17 protein-coding genes are annotated in these 20,442 nt (G+C 68.8%); 10 read left to right on the forward strand and 7 right to left on the reverse strand.

Annotated features, from left to right (window positions below):
* The first annotated feature begins 91 nt into the window (after positions 1–91).
* The 5 genes from E8A74_RS40000 (at position 92) to E8A74_RS40020 (ending at position 5,944) form a co-directional block, all read left to right on the forward strand.
* Positions 92–1,105 (forward strand): NADP-dependent oxidoreductase, encoded by a 1,014-nt coding sequence (locus tag E8A74_RS40000; protein ID WP_136934378.1) that lies wholly within the window; start codon positions 92–94, stop codon positions 1,103–1,105.
* 92 nt (positions 1,106–1,197) lie between these two features.
* Positions 1,198–2,505, forward strand: a complete 1,308-nt coding sequence (locus tag E8A74_RS40005; RefSeq protein WP_136934379.1) for an efflux RND transporter periplasmic adaptor subunit — start codon at positions 1,198–1,200, stop codon at positions 2,503–2,505.
* Entirely contained in the window at positions 2,498–3,208 is a 711-nt protein-coding gene (locus E8A74_RS40010) for an ABC transporter ATP-binding protein (RefSeq protein ID WP_232379958.1), read from the forward strand. The genes E8A74_RS40005 and E8A74_RS40010 overlap by 8 nt, the downstream gene beginning before the upstream one ends.
* Entirely contained in the window at positions 3,208–4,413 is a 1,206-nt protein-coding gene (locus E8A74_RS40015) for an ABC transporter permease (RefSeq protein ID WP_136934380.1), read from the forward strand. Before E8A74_RS40010 ends, E8A74_RS40015 begins: the two co-directional genes overlap by 1 nt.
* Positions 4,406–5,944: a TolC family protein gene (locus E8A74_RS40020; RefSeq protein ID WP_136934381.1), complete on the forward strand. Its 1,539-nt coding sequence runs from the start codon at positions 4,406–4,408 to the stop codon at positions 5,942–5,944. Before E8A74_RS40015 ends, E8A74_RS40020 begins: the two co-directional genes overlap by 8 nt.
* 3 nt (positions 5,945–5,947) lie before the next feature.
* On the opposite strand, the gene E8A74_RS40025 is transcribed toward E8A74_RS40020, so the two are convergent.
* Entirely contained in the window at positions 5,948–6,994 is a 1,047-nt protein-coding gene (locus tag E8A74_RS40025) for a hypothetical protein (protein WP_136934382.1), read from the reverse strand.
* Between the two features lie 315 nt (positions 6,995–7,309).
* Here E8A74_RS40025 and E8A74_RS40030 point away from each other — a divergent pair, with 315 nt between their 5' ends.
* Genes E8A74_RS40030 through eutB form a run of 3 tightly spaced genes read left to right on the forward strand, consistent with a single transcriptional unit; the run spans position 7,310 to position 12,184 of the window.
* Positions 7,310–8,536 (forward strand): CehA/McbA family metallohydrolase domain-containing protein, encoded by a 1,227-nt coding sequence (locus tag E8A74_RS40030; RefSeq protein WP_136934383.1) that lies wholly within the window; start codon positions 7,310–7,312, stop codon positions 8,534–8,536.
* 13 nt (positions 8,537–8,549) lie between these two features.
* A complete protein-coding gene (locus E8A74_RS40035; protein ID WP_136934384.1) occupies positions 8,550–9,971 on the forward strand; it encodes an ethanolamine ammonia-lyase reactivating factor EutA in 1,422 nt (473 codons plus the stop codon).
* Between the two features lie 14 nt (positions 9,972–9,985).
* Positions 9,986–12,184, forward strand: coding sequence for an ethanolamine ammonia-lyase subunit EutB (gene eutB / locus E8A74_RS40040; protein ID WP_136934385.1), 2,199 nt, complete (start codon positions 9,986–9,988; stop codon positions 12,182–12,184).
* A gap of 6 nt (positions 12,185–12,190) precedes the next feature.
* On the opposite strand, the gene E8A74_RS40045 is transcribed toward eutB, so the two are convergent.
* From E8A74_RS40045 to E8A74_RS40070, 6 genes are all read right to left on the reverse strand, one after another.
* Positions 12,191–12,751, reverse strand: a complete 561-nt coding sequence (locus E8A74_RS40045; protein WP_136934386.1) for a hypothetical protein — start codon at positions 12,749–12,751, stop codon at positions 12,191–12,193.
* Positions 12,752–12,856: 105 nt separating this feature from the next.
* Positions 12,857–14,512 (reverse strand): WGR domain-containing protein, encoded by a 1,656-nt coding sequence (locus E8A74_RS40050; protein WP_211365564.1) that lies wholly within the window; start codon positions 14,510–14,512, stop codon positions 12,857–12,859.
* Between the two features lie 89 nt (positions 14,513–14,601).
* Complete coding sequence (locus tag E8A74_RS40055; protein WP_136934387.1) at positions 14,602–15,873, reverse strand: ABC1 kinase family protein; 1,272 nt, start codon at positions 15,871–15,873, stop codon at positions 14,602–14,604.
* A 45-nt stretch (positions 15,874–15,918) separates the two neighbouring features.
* A complete protein-coding gene (locus E8A74_RS40060; protein WP_136934388.1) occupies positions 15,919–16,761 on the reverse strand; it encodes a HugZ family pyridoxamine 5'-phosphate oxidase in 843 nt (280 codons plus the stop codon).
* 61 nt (positions 16,762–16,822) lie between these two features.
* Positions 16,823–17,566 carry a hypothetical protein gene (locus E8A74_RS40065; RefSeq protein ID WP_136934389.1) on the reverse strand — a complete coding sequence of 248 codons (744 nt, stop codon included), beginning with the start codon at positions 17,564–17,566 and terminating at the stop codon, positions 16,823–16,825.
* A complete protein-coding gene (locus tag E8A74_RS40070; protein WP_170229728.1) occupies positions 17,553–18,143 on the reverse strand; it encodes an RNA polymerase sigma factor in 591 nt (196 codons plus the stop codon). Before E8A74_RS40070 ends, E8A74_RS40065 begins: the two co-directional genes overlap by 14 nt.
* A 375-nt stretch (positions 18,144–18,518) precedes the next feature.
* Here E8A74_RS40070 and E8A74_RS40075 point away from each other — a divergent pair, with 375 nt between their 5' ends.
* Together E8A74_RS40075 and E8A74_RS40080 are read left to right on the forward strand one after the other, a co-directional pair.
* The gene (locus tag E8A74_RS40075) at positions 18,519–19,595 is read left to right on the forward strand and encodes a trypsin-like serine protease (RefSeq protein WP_136934391.1); all 1,077 of its coding nucleotides are present in this window, start codon (positions 18,519–18,521) and stop codon (positions 19,593–19,595) included.
* Between the two features lie 105 nt (positions 19,596–19,700).
* Positions 19,701–20,438, forward strand: coding sequence for an RNA polymerase sigma factor (locus E8A74_RS40080; protein ID WP_136934392.1), 738 nt, complete (start codon positions 19,701–19,703; stop codon positions 20,436–20,438).
* The last annotated feature ends 4 nt before the right edge of the window (positions 20,439–20,442 follow it).

Genomic DNA, 20,442 nt, shown 5'->3' on the forward strand with positions numbered 1-20,442 from the left:
AGGGGGGATTCCGAAAGAGGGAAGGGGCGGCGCGCGGACGGTTGCTCGGGGCGCCCCGGCCGGATAGGGTGCGCCGCGAGAGGAGTTGACGATGACTGAAGTGAACCGTTCCTGGCGGCTCGCCGCGCGCCCCGAGGGGATGATCAAAGACAGCGATTTCACCTGGCACGAGGAGCCTTTGCCGGCCGAGCTCGGGCCGGGGCAGATCCTCGTCGAGACGTTGTATCTCTCGGTGGATCCGACGCAGCGGATCTGGATCGAGCGTGACTCGTACCTGCCGGCCGTGGCGATCGGCGAGGTGGTGCGCGCGGGCGGCGTCGCGCGTGTGCTCCGTTCGAGCCTGCCCGGCTTCTCGCCGGGGGATCTCGTGTTCGGGATGACGGGGTGGCAAACCCACGCCGTGATCGAGCCCTCGATCCGCGGCCCGCGGAAGCTGCCGGAGGGCGTGTCGCCGACGATGGCGGTCTCGCTCTTCGGGCTGACGGGGCTCACCGCATATTTCGGGCTGCTCGACGTGGGGCAACCGAAGGAAGGGGAGACCGTCGTCGTCTCGGGCGCGGCGGGCGCGACGGGCAATGCAGTGGGGCAGATCGCGAAGATCAAGGGGTGCCGGGTCGTGGGCATCGCGGGCGGCCCGCAGAAGTGCGCGTGGCTCAAGGACGATCTCGGGTTCGACGCGGTGATCGATTACAAGTCCGAGGACGTCGCCAAGCGGCTGGGCGAGCTCTGCCCGAACGGCATCGACGTGTATTTCGACAACGTCGGCGGGTCCATCCTGGAGGCCGCGCTCTCGCACCTCGCCATGCGCGGGCGGGTCGTGCTCTGCGGCTCGATCGGCGACTACAACAATGCGACGGGCTCGACCGGGCCGAGGAACCTCATGAACCTCGTCATGAAGCGCGGCCGCATGGAGGGCTTCCTCGTGAGCGACTACGCCGCGCGGTTCGGCGAAGCCATCGGCGACCTCGCGCGGTGGGCAGCCGAAGGGCGCATCAAGGATCGCGTCGACGTCGTGGAGGGCCTCGAGAACGCGCCGGCCGCGCTCCGGCGCCTCTTCACCGGGGCGAACACCGGCAAACAGCTCATCAAGGTGGCGGCAGGCTGACGCCTTTCCACGGGGGGGGCGCCTCGCCCTCCGGCGATCGCCACGTCCCCGCGTAGGGAGCCCGCCTCGGGCACCGTCCAAGGGGAACGATCATGACATCTCCTCGAACCAACGAGCCGACCGGCGGGGATCCCGAGGTCCTCCAGGTCGTCGCGCGGGGCAAACGGCGGCGGCTGCCGTGGGTGCTGCTCGCCGCCGTCCTCGTCGCCGGCGGCGGGGGCGGCTTCTACATGTGGAAGAAGAAGACCGCCGCCGCCGCGGAAGGCACGAAGTACCAGTCGCAGAAGGTCGAGCGCGGCGACCTCCGGGTGACCGTCACCGCCACCGGCACGCTGAAGGCGCGGAACACCGTGGAGGTCGGCGCGGAGATCACGGGCCGCGTCCTCGAAGTCCACGTCAATTTCAACGACAAGGTGACGAAGGGCCAGATCCTCGCGGAGATCGACACCGAGCAATACACGGCCCGGATCGAGGAGGCGACGGCGCAGCTCGCCTCGGCGAACGCCTCGCTCATGAACGCGCGCACCACGGCGAGCGAGAACAAGCTGAAGCTCACGCGGGCCGAGGGGATGCTGGCGCAGGGGCTCGCGCCGGCGCAGGACGTCGAGACCGCGCAGGCGAACTACAAGCGCGCCGAGGCGCAGGTGGCGTCGTCGTCCTCGCAGGTGACGCTCGCACAGGCGTCGCTCAAGGTCGCGAAGACGAACCTTTCGAAGGCGGTCATTCGCTCGCCGATCGACGGGGTCGTGCTGAACCGCGCGGTCGAGCCGGGCCAGACCGTGACCTCGGGCATGCAGACGCCGGTGCTCTTCGTGCTCGCGGCGGACCTCGGTCAGCTCCAGCTCAACGTGCAGGTCGACGAGGCCGACGTGGGCTCGGTGAAAGAGGGGCAGGAGGCGAGCTTCACGGTCGACGCGTACGCGCAGCAATCGTTCGTGTCGAAGGTGCTCGCCGTGAAGAACATGCCAACGACGGGGACGACCGTGGTCACGTACGAGGCGTGGCTCTCGGTCGACAACACGAAAGGATTGCTCCGGCCCGGGATGACGGCGACGGCGACGGTCGTGGTCGACGAGCGCAAGAACGTGCTGCTCGTCGCGAATGCGGCCTTGCGGTTCAACCCGAACCGGAAGACGACGAGCACGCAGCAGCAGGGCATCTCGGTGAACCAGTTCTTGCCGACGGGGGGCCGGCCGGGGATGGGGCAGCAAAAGCGCCCGACGGGCACGGGCACGGGCGCGCCACGTGAGCCGGCGCTCTGGCTGCCGACGGGCGGTGAGCCTCGCCGGGTGAAAGTGGAGGTCGGCGCGACGGACGGCATTCGCACGGAGGTCCGCTCGGAGGAGATCTCCGAGGGGACCGACATCGTGGTGAGCATGACCGAGGCGCCGCGTGGCTGAGCCGCCTCGCGCGGACGCGCCCTCTCCGATCGTCGAGTTCCGGCGCGTCGAGAAGATCTACGGCGAGGGCGAGTCCGAGGTGCGCGCGCTCGACGGCGTCGACATGCGCATCGAGCGCGGGGAGTTCGTGAGCATCATGGGGTCCTCCGGCTCGGGCAAATCGACCGCCATGAACATGATCGGTTGTCTCGACGTCCCCACGTCCGGCGCGTACCTCTTCCGCGGCGTCAACGTCTGCGACCTCGATCAGGACCAGCGCGCGCTGCTCCGGCGCCATTTCATCGGGTTCGTCTTCCAGGGGTTCAACCTGCTCGCGCGGACGACGGCGCTCGAGAACGTGGAATTGCCGCTCGTCTACCGGCGCGTGCCGGCGGAGGAGCGGAAGAAGAGGGCGCTCCGGGCGCTCGATCTCGTGGGCCTCTCGTCGCGCGCGGGGCATACGAGCGCGAAGCTCTCGGGCGGTCAGCAGCAGCGCGTCGCCATTGCGCGGGCGCTCGTGACCGAGCCGTCCTTGCTCCTCGCGGACGAGCCGACCGGCAACCTCGATACCGCGCGCAAGGCCGAGATCATGGAGCTCATGGTCCAGTTGAACCGCGAGCACGGCATCACCGTGGTCATGGTGACGCACGAGCCGGACATGGCCGAATACGGGACGCGGACCATCGTGTTTCGTGACGGCAAAATCATCTCGGGGAATGGCTGATGCTCTGGGCGACCTTGGTCATGTCGGTGCGCGAGGTGCGGAAAAACGCGCTTCGTTCGTTCTTGACGATGCTGGGCATCATGATCGGCGTCGGCGCGGTCATCGCCATGGTGACGATCGGCGAGGGCGCGACGCAAAAGGTGCGCAGCGACGTCGGCGCGCTCGGCGAGAACATGCTCGTCGTCTCGCCCGGCGCGGCGCGGCGCGGGCCGGAGCGCACGGCGGGCAATCCTTTCCAAAAGGAAGACGTCGAGGCGATCGAGCGCGAGGTGACCGGGATCAAGGCCCTGTCCCCGACGGCGCAATCGAGCACGACGGTGGTCGTCGGCAACCAGAACTGGCCGACGAGCGTGATCGGCGTCGACGATGGGTATTTCGAGGTCCGCGGCTACAAGGTCGAGCTCGGGCGGAGTTTCTCCGAGGTCGAGGCCGCCTCGGGCACCCCGGTGTGCATCATCGGAAAGACGGTCCGGGACAACCTGTTTGCCGGGGCGATGCCCATGGGCCAGCGCATCCGCGTGAAGCAGGTGTCCTGCCTCGTCGTGGGCGTGCTCGCGTCGAAGGGGCAGGCGGCGATGGGCGGCGATCAGGACGACGTCGTGCTCATGCCGCTCCGCGCGTTCCAGCGGCGCATCGCGGGCAACAACAACATCAGCTCGGTGTATCTGCAGGTGGAGAACGCGCAGATGACGAGCTCGGTGCAGGCGCAGGTCGAGGACCTCCTGCGCGAGCGGCGGCGCATCCAGCCCGGCGGCGTCGACGATTTCAACGTGCGCAACATGCAGGAGATCGCCGATACGATGAGCAGCGTCACGGCGTCGATGACGGGCCTGCTCGGCGGCATCGCGGCCGTGAGCCTGCTCGTCGGCGGCATCGGCATCATGAACATCATGCTGGTGAGCGTCACCGAGCGGACGCGCGAGGTGGGGACGCGGCTCGCGATCGGGGCGCTCGCGAGCGAGGTGCTCCTGCAGTTCCTCGTGGAGGCGGTGGTGCTCGCGCTCCTCGGCGGGATCCTCGGGATCCTCTTCGGGCTCTCGCTCTCGTACGCGGCGACGCAGAGCCTCTCGCTCCCCTTCGTCATCTCGCCGGGCACGGTGGCCGGGGCCTTCGCGTTCTCCGCGGCCGTCGGCGTCATCTTCGGCTATCTGCCGGCGCGCAAGGCGGCGCGCCTCAACCCCATCGAGGCATTGCGTCATGAATAGAACGTCGAAATGGTGCGTCGCCGTGTGTTCGCTCGCGCTCGCCCTCTCCTCCGCGGACGCGTTCGCCCAGCAGACGCCGAGCGCGTCGAGCCGGCCGGGCTCGCCCGTGGTCCACGAGATCACGGAGAACGACGTCATCCTGCTCGTGCTCCGGCACAACCCCGACGTCGCTTCGGCCATTCTCTCGGAGAAACAAGCGGCGATCTTGGTGCGGGCGCAGGAGGTGCGGTATCCGTTCGTGCTCACGGCGAACGGGGGATACACGCACAGCGCGTCGCCCGCGCTCGGGCGGGATGGCCAGGTCTCGGTCGGCGAGCGTGACGTCTTCTCGCTGAACGCGGCGCTGCGGAAGGATTTCGCGACCGGCACGGTGATGTCGCTCTCGGTCCAGAGCAGCCGCAGCTCGACGTCGAACCCCGTCGGTGAGCTCGTCACGGCGGGCGCGGCGGGCGTGGGGTATTCGATGTCGACGCGGCTCTCGCTCACGCAGCCCATCCTCCGCGGCGCGGGGACGCGGATGGGCGAGGCCGGGCTCCGGGCCGCGGAGCTCGATCGCGCTGCGGCGCACGAGGGGCGCGAGCGTGTGGCGAGCGAGGTTGTGCGTGACGCGCTGACCGCGTACTGGGAGCTCTGGTATGCGTCGCGCTCGCTCGGCATCGAGCAGGCCGCGCGAGACTTCGCGAAGGTCGAGCGGGACGCGGCCGATCAGCGGCGCGAGAGGGGCGCGCTCGCGGCCGTCGACGTCCTCTCGTACGAGACGCGCATCGCGACGCTCGGCGAGTCGGTCACGTCGGCGGAGCTGTCCGAGCTTCAGCGGGGGCTCGAGCTCGCGCAGATCCTCGCCGTCATCGATCCGAACGTGCGCCTGCGCGCGGCCGGCAGCCCCGACAGCCCGCCGGTGCCGACCGTGGCGGAGGTGGAGAAGGCGCTCACCTCGCTCTCGCCGGAGCTCAAGGAGCTCGAGGCGCGCGTCGCCTCGGCCGAGTCGCGCGCGCAGGTGGCGGGCGACGCGTATCGACCGCGGCTCGACGTGGAGGGCTACGTGGAGCTCCGTGGCCTCGGCAATGGCAGCATCGCGCCGGCGTTCGCGCAGATCGGGACGTTCGGCGCCGTCGGCGGGTATGTAGGGTTCGTCTTCGAGGCGCCGCTCACGACCGCGCGGGAATCGGCGGAGGTCGAGAATGCGCGCATCAACGCGCAGATCTCGAAGAACCAGCTCGAATCGGCGCGCAGCCGGATCCGCATCCTCGCGCTCCGCCTCGTCGCGCAGCTCGAATCCGCGGAGGCCCGGCGCGCGGCGGCGGCGCAGACGGTGGCCATCGCCGAGCGGCAACTCGAAGCCGAGCGCGCGCGCTTCGCGCTCGGCGCGTCGACGCCGCTCCAGGTGCAACAAGCCGAAGACTCGCTTCGCACCTCGCGCCTGCGCGTCACGCGGGCGACGGTCGATCGCACCCAGGCCTTGCTCGCGCTGGAGCACGCGATGGGGCGCATCGCGGCGCGGATCGGCGACGGTTCTACGCCGTCGAAATGAACGTCAGCGGGGGGGCCGGGACGAAAACGGGCGCCGCGGCCGCACGCGGCCGGTGAGCGCGAGCCACTCCGCGGCGCTGAGGGGTTCTTCGAAGAGCGACGCGTCGCTCCCGTGCAATCGAAACAGCTCCACGATGAAGCGCATGCGATCGGCGAGCGCGTCCCAGCGCTCGGCGCGGCTGCCGCACGTCGACGCGATGTCGGCGTCGAAGCGCAGGACGAACGTGACGAGCTCCGGGTCTTCGAGCGCTTCGAGGTGCTCGCCAAAAGGCCCATCCGGCAGATCCGCGCCGAGCCGATGGATCGCCGTGCCGCCGCCGAGCTCGAGCTCCAGCATCGCCTTCGTGACGAGCGCGCGTGTGGTCGGGCCGCCGGGCATCGCCGCCGCGATCCGGCCTTGCAGGCGCGTCTGCTCCTGCAGCGCGACGTACAGGTTCGCCGCGTAGAGCAGCTCGGCTTTGCGTTTGCCCGCGGGCGCGCGGGCGGCTTCGAGGTAACATTCGAAGGCGCGGCGCAGGATGTCCTGTCCACCTCGATCCGGCGGGCCTTTCGTGAACGAGGCGAAAAAAGCGGCGAGGGCCTCGTCTCCTTCGCGGAAGGCGCGCGCGAAGCCAGCGAAGGCCGGCGCGACTTCCAGGAACACCTCGCGGTTGCCCTCGCCGACCTCCCGCGAGACGTCGCGCATGGTATCGACGAGGAACCGCGCGCCCGGGACACGCGCCGCGGCGCGGGCGACGTAGTGTTGTCCCGGGAGATCCTCGCCGCGAATGGACTGTCCGGCGCGGCGCGAGGCCCAGGCGGCCATCGTGCACCAGTTGATCCCCGCGCCGCTGCCGAGGAGGTCCGCGATTTCGAGCGAGAGATCGCCGTAGGCCTGGGTGATGAGCAGGTTGCGCGCGGCGGCGTCCTGCATCGCCACGACCTGCGTGATGTACGCCTCCGTCACGACGCGCTCGACGCGCTCGCCCGCCTCGGCGAGGCGCGGGGATTCCTGGAGAGCGGGCCGACGGGGGAGGACGTCCCATGCAAAGCTGAGGAGGAGCGCGATCATGCCGTTTCTTCAAGCACGCCCCGGGCCAGCCCAGCTCGGCCCGCCGGCCCGCGGTTTTTTCGCGAATGGGCCCGACGCCGCGGTTTTCGGCGTAGAAAATGTGCTCGGGTGCAGGCCCGAGCCTGCAGCGTTGCGGGGTCCGGTGCGCAGGCAGGACTTCGTCGAAGGGCCGTGATTCGACGAGAAAGCTCCCTTTCGCGCCTCTTTCCGTCTCTCCGAGGTTTGCCCAGGCTCCAGGGTCCTCGTTTGCCGATCCGGCGCCCAAGCTCCGCGCTTGCCGCGCCGTCCAAGCCCGGCCATGACAAGGAGAACCCCGTGACACGCGCGCCCGAGACGACGGCCCTCTTCCTCGCCCTGACGCTCCTCGCCGGCTGCGGCCGTTCGATCTCGCATCACCTGCTCGACGCCGGCATGTCGAGCGCCCACCGGCCGGCCCGGCCCGATGTCGCCGCGGCGGTCCTCCCCGCGGCGAAGAGCCCTTATCGGATCCTCGGCGGGGACATGCATTGCCACGTGAGTCCTCCCGATTCGCCCCGGCACGTGAGCCGCGGCATGGAGGAGACGGTGGAGCTCGCCCGCGCCGAGGGGCTCGATTTCGTGGTGCTCACGCCCCACGTGCCGGCGCGGTTCTTCCAGAACGATCGGCTGCGCGAGGAGGTGCGCGAAGAGCTCGCGGCGCTCGAACGCGCCGTGCCGCGCGGGGAGGGGGAGCCGATCTTCATCGTGGGCTTCGAGTACACCGATCATCGGTATGGCCACATCGGCGCCTCGTTCGCGGACCTCGGCGTGGTGCTCGCGGAGGTCTCCGCGCCCGCCGCCGTCGAGGAGCCGGCGCGGTTTTTCCAGGCGTATCTGCGGCGCGGCGGCTTGCTCGTCGTCAACCACCCGCTGCTCACGCCGGTCGACTCGATCATTCGAATGGCGCGGGCGAACCTCTCGTGGCGCCCGTTCACCGCGCCGGGGCCGTATCCGGCCGAGATCGTCGATCTCGACCGGACCGCGCAGGCGTTCGAGGTGTACAACCTCGCGGTGACGGAGCTCCGGGATCGCTTCCTGCTCGGGGACTCCATGAGCACGCTGGAGGCGACGCTCGCGCGGCTCGATCAGGAGGTCCCGCTGCGCGCGCGGCCCCTCGTGCCGGTCGGGGGCTCGGACAGCCATAGCGGCCATTTGCGGGCGGCGACGTTCGTGCTCGCGGAGGAGCGCTCGGCGAAGGGCGTGCGCGAGGGCATCGTCGCGGGGCGCGTCTGCGTGCGGGATCCGGCGGCGTGCTCGTTCGAGGTGCGCGCCGCGGGCGGCGCGTGGCTGCCGCCCGGGAGCGTGATCCGCGACGCGACGATGGTCGAGGTGCGCGCCCAGGGCGAGGAGATCCGCTTTTACGCGAACGGCGCCGTCCTCACGCGGGAGGCGCCGGGGCATACCGTGTTCGTCCCGGTCACGCCGGGCCAATGCAGCGTCCTCCGGGCGCGGGTCGACGCGGGGTATTCGGGGCCCGTCTACGTGAATTGCCCGTTTTCGCTGGGCGCGGGCCTTTCGCCGTGATGTATTTGCCCGGGTGAGCGGTACCGTCAGCCTGCTCGGTCTCGATTTCGGCAGTACGACCTGCAGCGCGATGGTCGCGTCCGCCACGATGGTCCGCAATTGCGTCACCGGCCGCATGGAGCTGAGCCGGCTCACCGAGGACGTTCGCTCCGTCCCGGTCTTCACGCCCCTCCGCGAGGGACGTATCGACGAGGCCGCGGTCGCGGCGCTGCTCGACGGGTGGCTCGCAGGCGGGGGGCTCGAAGGGAAGGCGATCTTCGGCGGCGGCGCGCTCATCACGGGGCTCGCGGCCCAGCGGGAGAACGCGGCGGCGCTCGCGTCGCTCCTGCGGACGCGTCTCGGCGATGCCATTCTCGTGGCGACGGGCGACGCGAACCTCGAATCGTGGATGGCGTTCCTCGGGAGCGCGGCGAGGCTCTCGCGACGCCATCCGGAGGTCGAAATCCTCAACCTCGACATGGGCGGCGGGACGACGAACCTCGCGCTCGGGATCGATGGCGATGTCCGCCGCACGGGGTGTTTGTTCGTGGGGGCGAGGCATGTGCAGGTCGAGCCCGGGACCTATCGCATCACCTCCGTATCAAGGTATGCCCGGGCGCTCCTCGATCACCTGGGCATGGCCCGGGGGCCCGGGGACGAGCTCTCCCCGGGCGACGTCGACGTGGTGCTCTCGTTTTACGTCGAGCTTCTCGAAGCCGCGGTCACCGGGCACGCCGAGGCGTTCACGACGGACGCCGCGCGCCTGCATCTGCACACGGACATCGCGCTCGAACCCCCCGCGCCGCACGTCCCCCGCATCGTCACGCTCTCCGGCGGCGTGGGCGCGCTCGTGTACGACAAACTTCGAGGCGCGCCGTGGCCCTCGACCACGTTGTTCGGGGATCTCGGCATTGACCTTGCCCAGCGAATCCTCTCGTCCGACGTCCTCGCGCGTGACCTTTCGGCGTGGGTCCCCGACCATTTCGGCCGCGCGACGGTCTTCGGAATGATGCGGCACAGCATGGACATCTCCGGCGCGACCGTCTTCCTCTCGTCGCCGGACGTCCTGCCCCTGCGTGATCTGCCCATTCTCGGCCGCCTGGGAAGCGACGCCGATGCCGGCCGCGTGGAGACGCTCCTTCGTCTCGTGCGCGAGAGCCAGGCCGGCGGATGCTTGCGGATCGAAGGGGCTGGGCCCTCGCTCGCTGCCCTTCGCCGGCTCGGCGCCTTGCTCGGCGACGTATTGAGGGCGCATCCGCTGCGGCCCGAACAGACCTTGGTTCTGTTCGTGGCCGAAAACGTGGGCAAGACCGTCGGCCACTATGTCAGCGATTGGGGCAAGAGCCCCGTCAAGCTCGTCGTCATCGACGAGGTCGCCGTCAAGGACGCCCGCTTCGCGCAGATCGGGCGCATGAAGGACCACGTCGTTCCTGTGTGGTATTACGGGCAAGATTGAGAAGCGAGGAAGCGATGGAGAAGGTTACGCAGGCGCTCGTGCCAGGGTCGGACATCGTCGTTCCCCCGCCCGGGCCGCCGGAGCGGTATCGGGCGACCGTCCTCGACGAAGAGATTTCGTTCCTCGGCCTGAAAGCCCTCCTCGGCGCTGCCGACGAGACCAAGGCGGGCGACCGCAATGCGGGGCTCGCGGCGAAGAGCGCCCGGCACCGCGAGGCCGCCCGGACGATCCTGTCTTCGTTGACGCTGCGGCACCTGTATGACCACCCGCTCACCGACGACGACGGGAACGTCGATTCCGTCATGCGGGTCAATTACGCGATCGATCACGCCGTCTTCGCCGAGATCGAATCGATGACCGTGGGCGGGCTGAAGAACCATCTCCTCCGCTCGCCGGGCGTGGAGAGCGCGCGCGTGGGCAAGGCGTTGACGGGCGTGATGGCGGCCGCGCTGGCGAAGATATGCGACGTGCACGAGCTCATCTTCCTGGCCAGGCGCATCTCGCGGCCCACGAAGGCGCGGACGAACCTGGGGTTGCCCGGGACCTTGTCCTCGCGCTTGCAGCCCAACCATCCGACGGACGACCTGCGCGGGATCTCGCTGCTTTTGTATTGGGGACTCTCGGTCGGCGCAGGGGACGCGCTGCTCGGCATCAACCCCGCCATCGACACCGTCGAGAACGTGTCCGGGCTCCTGCGCCACCTCGACAAACTTCGCCAGAAGACCGGCGTCCCCACGCAGATCTGCGTCCTCAGCCATATCAAAACCCAGCTCGCTTGCCTCGAACGAGGCGCGCCCGTCGAAATCCTCTTTCAGAGCTTGGCCGGCACGGAGAAGACGCTCACGTCCGAGTTCGACGTGACCGTGGAGCTGCTCGATCACGGCTATCGCACCATGCGCGAAAAGGGGCCTCTCGGACCGGACGCGCGGCAGTTCATGTATTTCGAGACCGGCCAGGGGAGCGAGTTCACCTACGGCAAGCACCATGGCATCGACATGACGACGACGGAGGCCCTCTGTTATGGCCTCGCGCGCCGGTACGATCCTTTCATGGTGAACAACGTCACCGGCTTCATCGGGCCGGAGACGCACCTCGACAATTTCGAGATGATCGTGTCGAACCTCCAGGACCATTTCATGGGCAAGCTCCTCGGTTTGCCCATGGGCATGGCGCCGTGCTTCACGCTCCACTCGCACATCACGCTCGAAGGCCAGCAGATGGCCACGCAGATGCTCACGGCGGCGGGCGCGAATTATTACATGGATGTCGCGCTCAACACCGATCGAATGCTCGCCTATTTCGATACCAGCGGCCACGACGACCAGACCTTGCGCGAGCTCTACGGCAAGCGCGTGACGCCGGAGTACGAGGCGTGGGCGATCGAGCGGGGGATCTTCCGCAAAGAAGAAGACGGCAGCCTCGCCCGCGGGCCGAGCTGGGGAAATCCTCGGCTGTTTCTTTCGTCGGACGCGGAGCTCCAGGGGCTCGTCGCGACCACGCCGGCCCTGCATGGCTTCGAGAATGCCGGGCCGCGGCCGGCCGACGAGGTCAGCCGCCGCGTTCGCCTGCATCAGGCCGTGGGCCGGGAGGCGACGCAGAGCGAGCTGCGCGTGGGCGAGCTGCGAGAGGTCGTCGATTTTCGCGTGATCGCCACGGAAGCGCCTTCCAAGGAAGCGCACCTCCATTCGCCGCACCTCGGCGCGCGGGTCGCCGCCGCAGACCGCGCCGCGCTCGTCCCGGAGCACCGGAAGGTGCAGATCCTCGTCTCCGACGGCCTGAGCGCCGAGGCCGTCCACCACAATGCCGGCGACCTGCTCCCCGTCCTCCTCGACGGCTTGAACGCCCGCGGCATCCCCATGGGCAAACCGATCCTGGCCCCGAACGGGCGGGTGAAGCTCGCCGAGGACGTCGCCGAGCTCGTCCAATGCGAGCTCGTGATCTGCCTGATCGGCGAGCGCCCCGGCGGCGACGCCCTCGCGTCGCGTAGCCTCTCGGCTTATCTGGTGTATTGCCTGCGGGAGGACGAAACGAGACGGAGAGCCGTCGCCTTCAGCGGCAATCCCGAGGTTCGTTTCGAGGTGACGGTGATCTCGAACATCTATGCCGGCGGGCTGCCGCCGCTCGAAGCGGGCGGCGTCATCGCGGAGAAGGTGTTCGAGGTGCTGGAGCGTCGCGCGGCGGGCAATCGCCTGGAGGCGTTGCTCTTGGCTTGAGGCGGGTCAGGGCACGCGCTTCGCCGTGGCCTTCACCGTGATCGGGCCGGAGCCGGGCGTCGGGCACCCACACTTCGAGTACACGAGCGTGCCCATGGCATCGTCGCCCGCGAATTGCAGCGTGAGTTCGCGCTTCTCGCATTGATCCTCGCCGGAGAAGCAATACGACGTGTCGCTTTCGGCGGTGAGCGTGCATCCGTCCGCCGAGACGGATCCGGTCGCCGTATACGAGGCGGGCTCGGGGGGCATCGGGTTGCACGTATGCATGGGCATCGTGTCGTCGCCCTCGAACGTGACGCTGATCGAGACGTCGGACGCGTTGGGCGTGATCGTCAAGAGATCCCCCGCGGGGACGCAGCCGGCCATGTCTTTTTCGTACGTGATTTCCCATTTGCCGGCGGCGGAGCAGGTCCCTCCGCCGCCCGCGCCGCCGGTCCCGCCGGTGCCACCGGACGCGCCGGCGCCCCCATTGCCGGTATCGCCGCCGTCGCCCCCACAGGCGGGGGCCCCGAAAAGCGCGAGGGTTGCTGCAAGAAATGCCGAAGAGAACACAAGAGAAGGTCGCATGGGGCCGAGGATAGCCGCCGGGGGCGGATCTCGCCAGGCCACAAAACTGCTCCCGCGCGGGATTAGGAAGGGGACGGGAAGGGGACGGGAACGAGGCGCTTCGTTTTACTGCGCGAGCCGGCGAATCTCGCCGAGCACGCGGTAAAACCCGCCGCCCGCGACTTCGCGCACCTCGTCGACGACGTACTTGGCGCCCTCGACGCGAATGTTGCGCGGGAACTGGCAATTGTACGACGACTTGAAGCCCGGCGAGACGACCCGCACGCGGAGCTTGCCGGCTTGCTTCACGCATTCGACGATCACGCCCTTCGACGTGTCGCGCGTGGTCTCGAGCTGCGTCGAGGGGATCTCCTCGACCTTCGCCGGGGCCTTGATGTCGCGCGGCGTGGGCACCTCGCCCGCCTGCGCCTTCTGGATCGCCTCCTCGCTCGCGTCGATGCAGGCGAGCGAGCCGTCGGTCGTGACGATGTAGAGCCGCTCGTCGCGGTATTGCATCGAGTACGCCGAGCCGCACCCGGTCGCGAGCTTCCACAGGCGCTTGCCGGTCGCGTCGAAGCAATAAATCGTGGAGCTCGAGTCGCCGCCGAAGATGTACTTGCCGCCGGGCGAAGCCGCGCAGGAATAGACCGTGTCGTCGCAATCGCAGACCACGCCGGGCTTGCCGCCCTTCGTGAAGACGTAGACCTTGTCGTCGGTCGTGCCGGCGTAGACGTCCGAGGCCTCCTGCCAGCCGAAGAGCACCGAGCCGCCCGTCTTCGCCTCCCAGACCGATTTTCCGTCCTTCCAGGCGTACTTCGTCACGCCCGCGGAATGGCCGTGGTAGACGCCGTTCTCGTCGGCGCGCACCATCCAGCCGCTCGACCCCTTGCTCTTCTTGCGCCAGTTCGTCTCGTTCTCGTGATCGAAGATCGCGAGGTTGCCGTCGGCGTCGGAGACGCAGAGCTTGCCGCGGTAGATGTCGATCCAGAAGATGTCGACGTTCTCCTCGACCTCGTACGCGAGGCGCGGGACGTGGCCGCCGAGGTCGTAGACGTTGCCGTCGTCGCAGCCGGCATAACGCCAGTCGTCGTCGGCGATGATGCATTTCACGCCGTCGGGGAGCTTGTATTGCTGCTCGATCGTGCCGTCGGCCGTCACGGCGAACACGGCGCCGCGCTGGTTGCCGACCCAGAAGAGCTTCGTGTCGATGTAGATGCCGAGCGCGGCCGCGCCCGAGTTGAACTTCCACAGGACGGGCGCGCGCTTCGCCGTCGAGGGCGAGGGCTTGCTCATGATGGTCCGGCGCGTGACGGCGCGCTTTTGCCGCTCGCCCATCACGGCCGCCGCGTAGCCCTTCTTCTTTTTCTCGTTGATCTTCTTCTGCGCGAACGCGGTCGCCTCGGCCGCCGTGCGGAACTTCTGCTCCTGCTTCTGCCCGCCGTCGCCGATCCGGCCATATCGGATGGAGACCTTCGTCCCGTCGATCAGCACCTCGTAAAACTTGTGCGAACCCCCGCCGTCCTCGGAGAGCTCGAGGTACGTCCGGTTCGCGTCCGCGGCGGCGGGAGCGGGAGCGGGAGCGGCGGCGGCAGCGGCAGCGGGCGCGGCGGCGGCCGTCGTGGTGCGGCCGGAGGAGGAAGCGGCGCGGCTGCGTTTGGCGGCCGGGGCGGGGGCGCGGGCGGCGCTCGTCCGCGGGGCCGAGGTGGTGCGGGTCGACGCGGCGCTCGGAGACGCTTTGCGCGCGCTCTTTTTCGTGGTGCTCGGTGTGCGTTTGGTGGCCATGGCGTGCTCTCCTCCGGGGTTCCGGGAAACCGATGAGAGCACGACGCACGGGCGTGCGTCACCAGGGATCAGGGCCGTTCGAGGCGGATCTACGCCATGAACGACCGCTCCTCCTCCGCGTAATCGACCTCGACGTCGAAGCGGGCGAGGACCGAATAGAACCCGAACTGGAGGCGGTTCATGAAGAGCATGCCCTCGGGCATGGGCACGAAGGAGGGGTCCCCGGTCTTGAGCGTCTCCTTGCCCGCCTCCCGCATGTGGTGGACGAGGCTCGCCACATACTCGCGCGTGATGCGAAACGGCGAGGAGAACTGGGGCTCGAACGCGCGGCGGATGTACGAGAGCACGCGCTTTTCGTGGTCGCCGCCGCGGGTCTCCAGCATGATCTTCGCGGCCTCGGTGAACGTCGCCTCGTCGCGATCGATCGCCGCGCGGTGGAGCTTGTGCGCGACGCCGCGTCGTTTCTCGTAGATGGGCTGCACGCAGCCGAAATCGAGGAACGCCACGCGGCCGTCGTCCTGGAAGAAGTAATTGCCCGGGTGCGGGTCGGCGTTGAACATGTCGCCGAGGAGCGTGCCCTTGTAGACGAAGCGCCAGAGCGTGCGGCAAAGCGCGACGCGATCCCGCTCGGGCAGGGCGCTCGCTTCGTCGAGGCTCCGGCCGCGGACGAACTGGCTCGTGAGCACGCGGCGCGACGAACGATCGTGGTCGACCGCGGGAACCAGGATCTTCGGGTCGCCTTCGAAGATGCGGGCGAACTCGATCTGGTTGCGGGCCTCGATGGTGTAATCGAGCTCCTCGCGGAAGCGGGTGCGGACCTCCTCGAGCATTTTCGCGGAGCCTACCTTGCGCGTGCCCATCATCGAGAGGGCGCCTTCGAGCAGGCCCGCATTCTTCAGGTCCGCCTCGACGGCCTCGGCCACGCCGGGGTGCTGGACCTTGACCGCGACCTCTTCGCCTTCGAGGGTGCGGGCGTGGTGCACCTGGCCGATCGAGGCGCTCGCGACGGCCTGGTCGTCCCATTCGGCGTAGAGGCGATCGAGCGGGGCGCCGAGCTCTTCCTCGACGACGCGGCGAATGGCCTCGGGCGAGGAGCGGGGCGCGGCGGCGAGCAGGGTCTTCATCGAGCGCTGGTAGGCGTCGCGGTGCTCCTCGGGGACGAGGCCGTCGATGTAGCCGGCCATCTGGCCGACCTTGGCGGCGACGCCGCGCAGGTTGCCGAGGACCTCGGCCGCGCGCTTGGCGGCCGCGTCGTCGCCTTCGCGGCGGAGGAGCAGGCTCGTCCCGGTGCGCGCGCCGATCTCGGCGAGGCGGACGAGGCGGCCGAGGCGGCCCGAAGGGAGCTTGGTTTCGTCCGACATGGCAGGGGCGGAAATAGCAGCCGGACGATGCGGGGTAAAGAGCTCTTACCCCTCCTCCGCCCGCCCCGCCATCTCGATGAGCGCCTTGCGCGCCTCCTCGCGGGTCACGATCTCCGCGTCGAAGGCGAGCCGCACGCGCCGCTCGCCCGAGGGGGTCGTGACGGCCATTTCGATGCCATACCGATCCACGCCGGTCATCTGCGCGTCCGTGGCGTCGCCGATGCCGGCGAGCTTGCGCGCATAGGCGAGGATCGACGCGGCGTGGTCGTCGTTCATGTGCTCGAGGATGCGGGGCGCGAAGGCGGCGAGCGGATCGGGCTCGGCGCGGGCGTACGCGGCGGCGTCGACCCAGGACATGCGGCCGAAGCCACCGACATAACGCAAGGAGCGCGGCTCGATGCGGTAATACGAAAAATCCGAGAAATCGGCGTACGTCGCGGCGTCCGGGTGCGCGGCGAGGAAGAGCGCGCGGCATTCGGGCGCCTCCTCCGGCGGGACGGCCGTGCACGCGCCGATGAGCGTGACGCGGCCGTGTTCGAGGAGTTTTTCCCCGACGATGGGGGATTCGAGGAGGAGGACGGAGGCCTCGGGGCGGGCGAGCAGGTTTTGCGTGTGCTCGGCGAGGCGGGAGAGCAAAAGGACGGCGCGGCCGCGCGCATCCGTGGCGAGCGCCACGAGCGAGGCATAAGGGAACCCCTCCGGATCACGCGCCATCGTGGCGAGGGAGCCGAATCGGGCGGCGCGGGCGAGCGTGCGCGCGCGTTCGGCGTGGCTCGGCGCGCGGGGGGAGGCCGAAGACGGACCCGTCCCTGCGGCCGTGGATCGCGACTCCACGCCTTTGCCTTCGTGTTCGTTCCCGGCGGCATTCTGCTCGCGGCCCTTCGTCATGATAGGGCCGTCATAACACGGCGCGCCGGCTCTTTCGATGCGGGCCTTGCGGACGATGGACTCAGGGCGTGGCCTTTTTCTCCTCCACCTCCTCGGGGGGGCCGTCCTCTTCCTCCCGCCGGACCTCGATGTTCACGCGCCGCTCGCCTTTTCCGTCCCCTTCCACCTTGACGTTGACCTGCCCCTCGACGCCCTGCGCGGCGAGCTGCGCGAGGATCTTCTGCCGCACCACCTCGACGTCCTGGTCGTCGGTGATGTCGAGGTTGAAGAGGTCGTGGCCGATCTTCCGGCCGAGCGTGCTCTCGAGCTTGCCGGAGAGCGGCTTCTCCGTGATCTTCGCCGAGGCGAGGGCGGGCATGGCCTCGCGCAGCTTGTCGGCGAGCGACGTGTCGCCGAGGTCCTCGCCCCACGCCTCGATCTGCAAGGTGACGTCGCCGTTCACGTGGCGGCCGCGGACCTTCACTTGGTCGAGCTTCACCGAGCCTTCCAAAGCCTTCATGACCTCGGGCGGCTTGGGGCTCGCCTCGGTCTCTGCATACGTGACCGTGAGGCTCCGGCCGACCTCGACGTCGACCTCCACGGGAGCCGCGCAGGCCGCGAGGCCAATCACCGCGGCGATCGCCGCGCCAAACGCTACCTTCCGCAACACGTGTTTTTTCTGCATGGGTTTCCTCCTTTGTTCCGGGGTCATCGAATCGAACTGGGCGAGGAGCGACGCTTCGAGCGCGGCGCGGTGCTCCGGACGAGGCGCGCTCGGGGGCTCGAAGACCTTCTCGAGCTCTTTTTCGCGATCAGAACCGAACATCGACCACCTCACCTTCCTGGAGCACTTCGCGGAGCGACCGCTGGGCGCGCGAGAGCCGCTGCTTGACGGCGGCCGTGGACTCTCCGAGCAGCGCCGCGATCTCGGCGTGTTCGAGGCCGTCGCCGTACCGAAGCGCGAGCAGCTCCTGCACGTGATCGGGCAAGGCCGCGACGGCGGCGCGGAGGGCGCGGACGCGCTCTTTCTGCACGAGCGAGTCGAGGGGCGTGCCTCGATCGTCGGCGAGGATCGGCGCGACGTCGTCGATCGGTGTGCCCTCGCGGCGGGCGCGGGCATGATCGATGACGGCGTTCCTGGCCATCGAGAGGACGTACATGCGCACGGAGCCGCGGCGGAGATCGACGTCGCCGAGGTGTTCGAGCAGCTTGTGAAAGACGCGGCCGACGAGGTCCTCGGCGTCCTCGCGTCTGCGGACGCGCCGGCCGACGAAGCGGCTGACCGGGTCGTAGAGGTCCTGGTAGAGGGCCCGGAACGCCTCGCGGTCGCCCGCTTGGGCACGCGCGAGGAGAGCGCGATGGCGATCGTCGGGGTCCGCCCAGGGCCAGGGGAAGAGGCGCATGAGGTGCTCGCCCATGCTCTACGGGGCGGGCGGGGGGAGGTGACAGAAAAGATGCGGGATGGGGGGACGTGTGAGGTGGAACGCTGGAGACCGTGGACGGAGGGGGTAGAAACGTTTCGCCCCCCTTCGGTCGATGATGACCTGCGGGGGTAGAAACGTTTCGCCCCCCTCGGGAGTCCGGCGCAACCGCTCCTGTCCTCGTTGTCGGGTTCGCGTGTCGCGTCACGAAAAGTTTTTTTTTCGTAACGGTGGTAGGCGGCGGGCCCAAGGAGAAATCAAGCCAAGCGACGCAACCGACCGAGCTGGGTTCCCGCGCCGCGGTTGAACCCTCCGGAAACCCCCCCCTCGCGCCGCTCGGCCCTGGAGACAACGAACATGAATACGACCCGTATTTCCTTGCGAACGGCCCTCATCGTCCTCCTCACCGCCGGAACGGTGACGCTCGCTGGCTGCGTGGTGGCCACGGAGCCGGAGGAGAACATGTTCGAGGAGGACACGTCGTCGAGCAGCGATGCGATCCTCAATGGGACGAGTGTCACCGAGAAGTACCCCGAGGCTGCGACGATCGATGTTGGGACGAGTCCCCTTTGCAGCGGCACGCTCATCGCGCCCATGGTCGTCCTTACCGCGGGCCACTGTGTCCTGGGGTCGACGACGTTGACCGTGAAGGTTGGGGCGGAATCGCGCACGACGACGGGCAGCGCGGTCTACGATTGGACATCCGGCAGCTCGAAAAATCCCGCGCAACACGACGTCGCGCTGCTGTTCCTGAGCAAGCCCATCTGGCTCATGTGGTACCCGACGATCGAGCAAACGGCGGTTCTTGCGAACACGCCGGTGACGAACGTGGGCCGCATTCACAACGGCCCGACTTCGACGCTTTGGGGGGCGGATGTGTACGATCTCAACGACGGGACCATGATCGGCGCACCGCCACCCTATTCCGGCACCTTCGCGTTCGACTACTGGGCCAGCAACGTGCTCGAGAAGGGCGACTCCGGCGGACCGGTCTTCATCAAGGACACGCACCGAATCATCGCCGTCAACTCCGCCGTTGCGACGCTGGGCAACGGAAAGCAAATCGGGCTCCTCGCGCGGGTCGATCTGCTCCACGGGTGGATCATGCAGCAGATCGCCGCCCGCCCCGCGCCGGCTCCGACGAACGCGCAGATCTCCTGCGTGTTCAACTGGGCGGAGAGCGCGTATTCGAACCTCTTCTCGCCGCCGGCGCCGGGCGTCCTGCTCCCCTCGCCGCCGTACATGTATCGCTACTATCCGGGGACCAACAGCTATCTGGGCGCCGCGTGGGCGAGCGCGAGCGCCCCCCACCAGGCCGTCGCATCGTCCAGCAGCACCTATCCGGTGAAGCACGTCTTCTTCATGGGGCCCTCGGGCGTCGCGGAGGATCAGGGCACCGTCGGTTACTGGATGAAGCAGGCAAACTGCCTCTGACCACGAGCCCCGCTCTCCCCCTCCAGGGACGCGCGCCCCACGCGCGTCCCTTTTTCCACCCCTATCCGTATCGTCCCTAGTCCTGTAGGATGACGTACCTCTCTCATGCCCAAGGAAAATTTTCCAAAGACCTCGTGGACCGGCGTCCTCAACGCGCGGGACGACACCCCGGAAGGGCGCAAGGCGCTCGCGGTTCTCTGTGACGCGTACTGGTTCCCCGTGTACGCATTCATCCGGCGCCGCGGCGCCTCGGCCGAAGAAGCGAGCGACCAAACCCAGGGCTTTTTTGCTCGTTTGATCGAGAAAAACACGCTCGCGTCCGTCGATCGCGCGCGCGGCACGAAGTTCCGCTCCTGGCTGCTCGGGTGCGTCAAGCACCATCTCCAGGACGAATACGCGCACGCCCGCAGCGCGGCCGCGGGCGGGAACGTCCACTTCGAAAGCCTCGACGCAGAGCACGCAGAGGGACGTTATCAGGCCGAGCCTTCGCACGACGTCACGCCGGAGCGCCTGTACGACCGCGCCTTCGCCGAGAACCTGCTTCATCGCGTGCTCGACCAGGTCCGCGAGAAGTACGCCGCCGCTGGGAAGAGCGCGCTCTTCGATGCGCTCAAGGGGACGCTGACCGCGAGCGCGTCTCGGGACCGCTACGAGGAGGTCGCCGCGCGCCTCGGCCGGAGCGAGGGAGACGTGCGCAAGGCGGCCTTCGACCTGCGCGGGGTCTACAAAAAGATGCTGCTCGCGGAGGTGGAGAGCCTCGTGGACGTGCCGGCCGACGCGGCCGACGCAAAACGCGTGGTGGAGGACGAGATCGGATACCTCCTCGTCGCGCTCGCAGGGTGAGCAC

Origin of the sequence: Polyangium fumosum (genome assembly GCF_005144585.1) — a bacterium.
In the GTDB taxonomy this organism is placed as follows: Bacteria; Myxococcota_A; Polyangia; order Polyangiales; family Polyangiaceae; genus Polyangium; species Polyangium fumosum.

Excerpts from the sequence above, each read along its gene's own strand:
- E8A74_RS40015 (WP_136934380.1), top strand. The coding sequence starts at position 3,208 with ATGCTCTGGGCGACCTTGGTCATGTCGGTGCGCGAGGTGCGGAAAAAC.
- E8A74_RS40025 (WP_136934382.1), bottom strand. The coding sequence starts at position 6,994 with ATGATCGCGCTCCTCCTCAGCTTTGCATGGGACGTCCTCCCCCGTCGG.
- E8A74_RS40080 (WP_136934392.1), top strand. The coding sequence starts at position 19,701 with ATGCCCAAGGAAAATTTTCCAAAGACCTCGTGGACCGGCGTCCTCAAC.
- E8A74_RS40075 (WP_136934391.1), top strand. The coding sequence starts at position 18,519 with ATGAATACGACCCGTATTTCCTTGCGAACGGCCCTCATCGTCCTCCTC.
- E8A74_RS40055 (WP_136934387.1), bottom strand. The coding sequence starts at position 15,873 with ATGTCGGACGAAACCAAGCTCCCTTCGGGCCGCCTCGGCCGCCTCGTC.
- E8A74_RS40005 (WP_136934379.1), top strand. The coding sequence starts at position 1,198 with ATGACATCTCCTCGAACCAACGAGCCGACCGGCGGGGATCCCGAGGTC.
- E8A74_RS40000 (WP_136934378.1), top strand. The coding sequence starts at position 92 with ATGACTGAAGTGAACCGTTCCTGGCGGCTCGCCGCGCGCCCCGAGGGG.
- E8A74_RS40020 (WP_136934381.1), top strand. The coding sequence starts at position 4,406 with ATGAATAGAACGTCGAAATGGTGCGTCGCCGTGTGTTCGCTCGCGCTC.
- E8A74_RS40060 (WP_136934388.1), bottom strand. The coding sequence starts at position 16,761 with ATGACGAAGGGCCGCGAGCAGAATGCCGCCGGGAACGAACACGAAGGC.
- eutB (WP_136934385.1), top strand. The coding sequence starts at position 9,986 with ATGGAGAAGGTTACGCAGGCGCTCGTGCCAGGGTCGGACATCGTCGTT.
- E8A74_RS40045 (WP_136934386.1), bottom strand. The coding sequence starts at position 12,751 with ATGCGACCTTCTCTTGTGTTCTCTTCGGCATTTCTTGCAGCAACCCTC.
- E8A74_RS40070 (WP_170229728.1), bottom strand. The coding sequence starts at position 18,143 with ATGCGCCTCTTCCCCTGGCCCTGGGCGGACCCCGACGATCGCCATCGC.
- E8A74_RS40050 (WP_211365564.1), bottom strand. The coding sequence starts at position 14,512 with ATGGCCACCAAACGCACACCGAGCACCACGAAAAAGAGCGCGCGCAAA.
- E8A74_RS40065 (WP_136934389.1), bottom strand. The coding sequence starts at position 17,566 with ATGTTCGGTTCTGATCGCGAAAAAGAGCTCGAGAAGGTCTTCGAGCCC.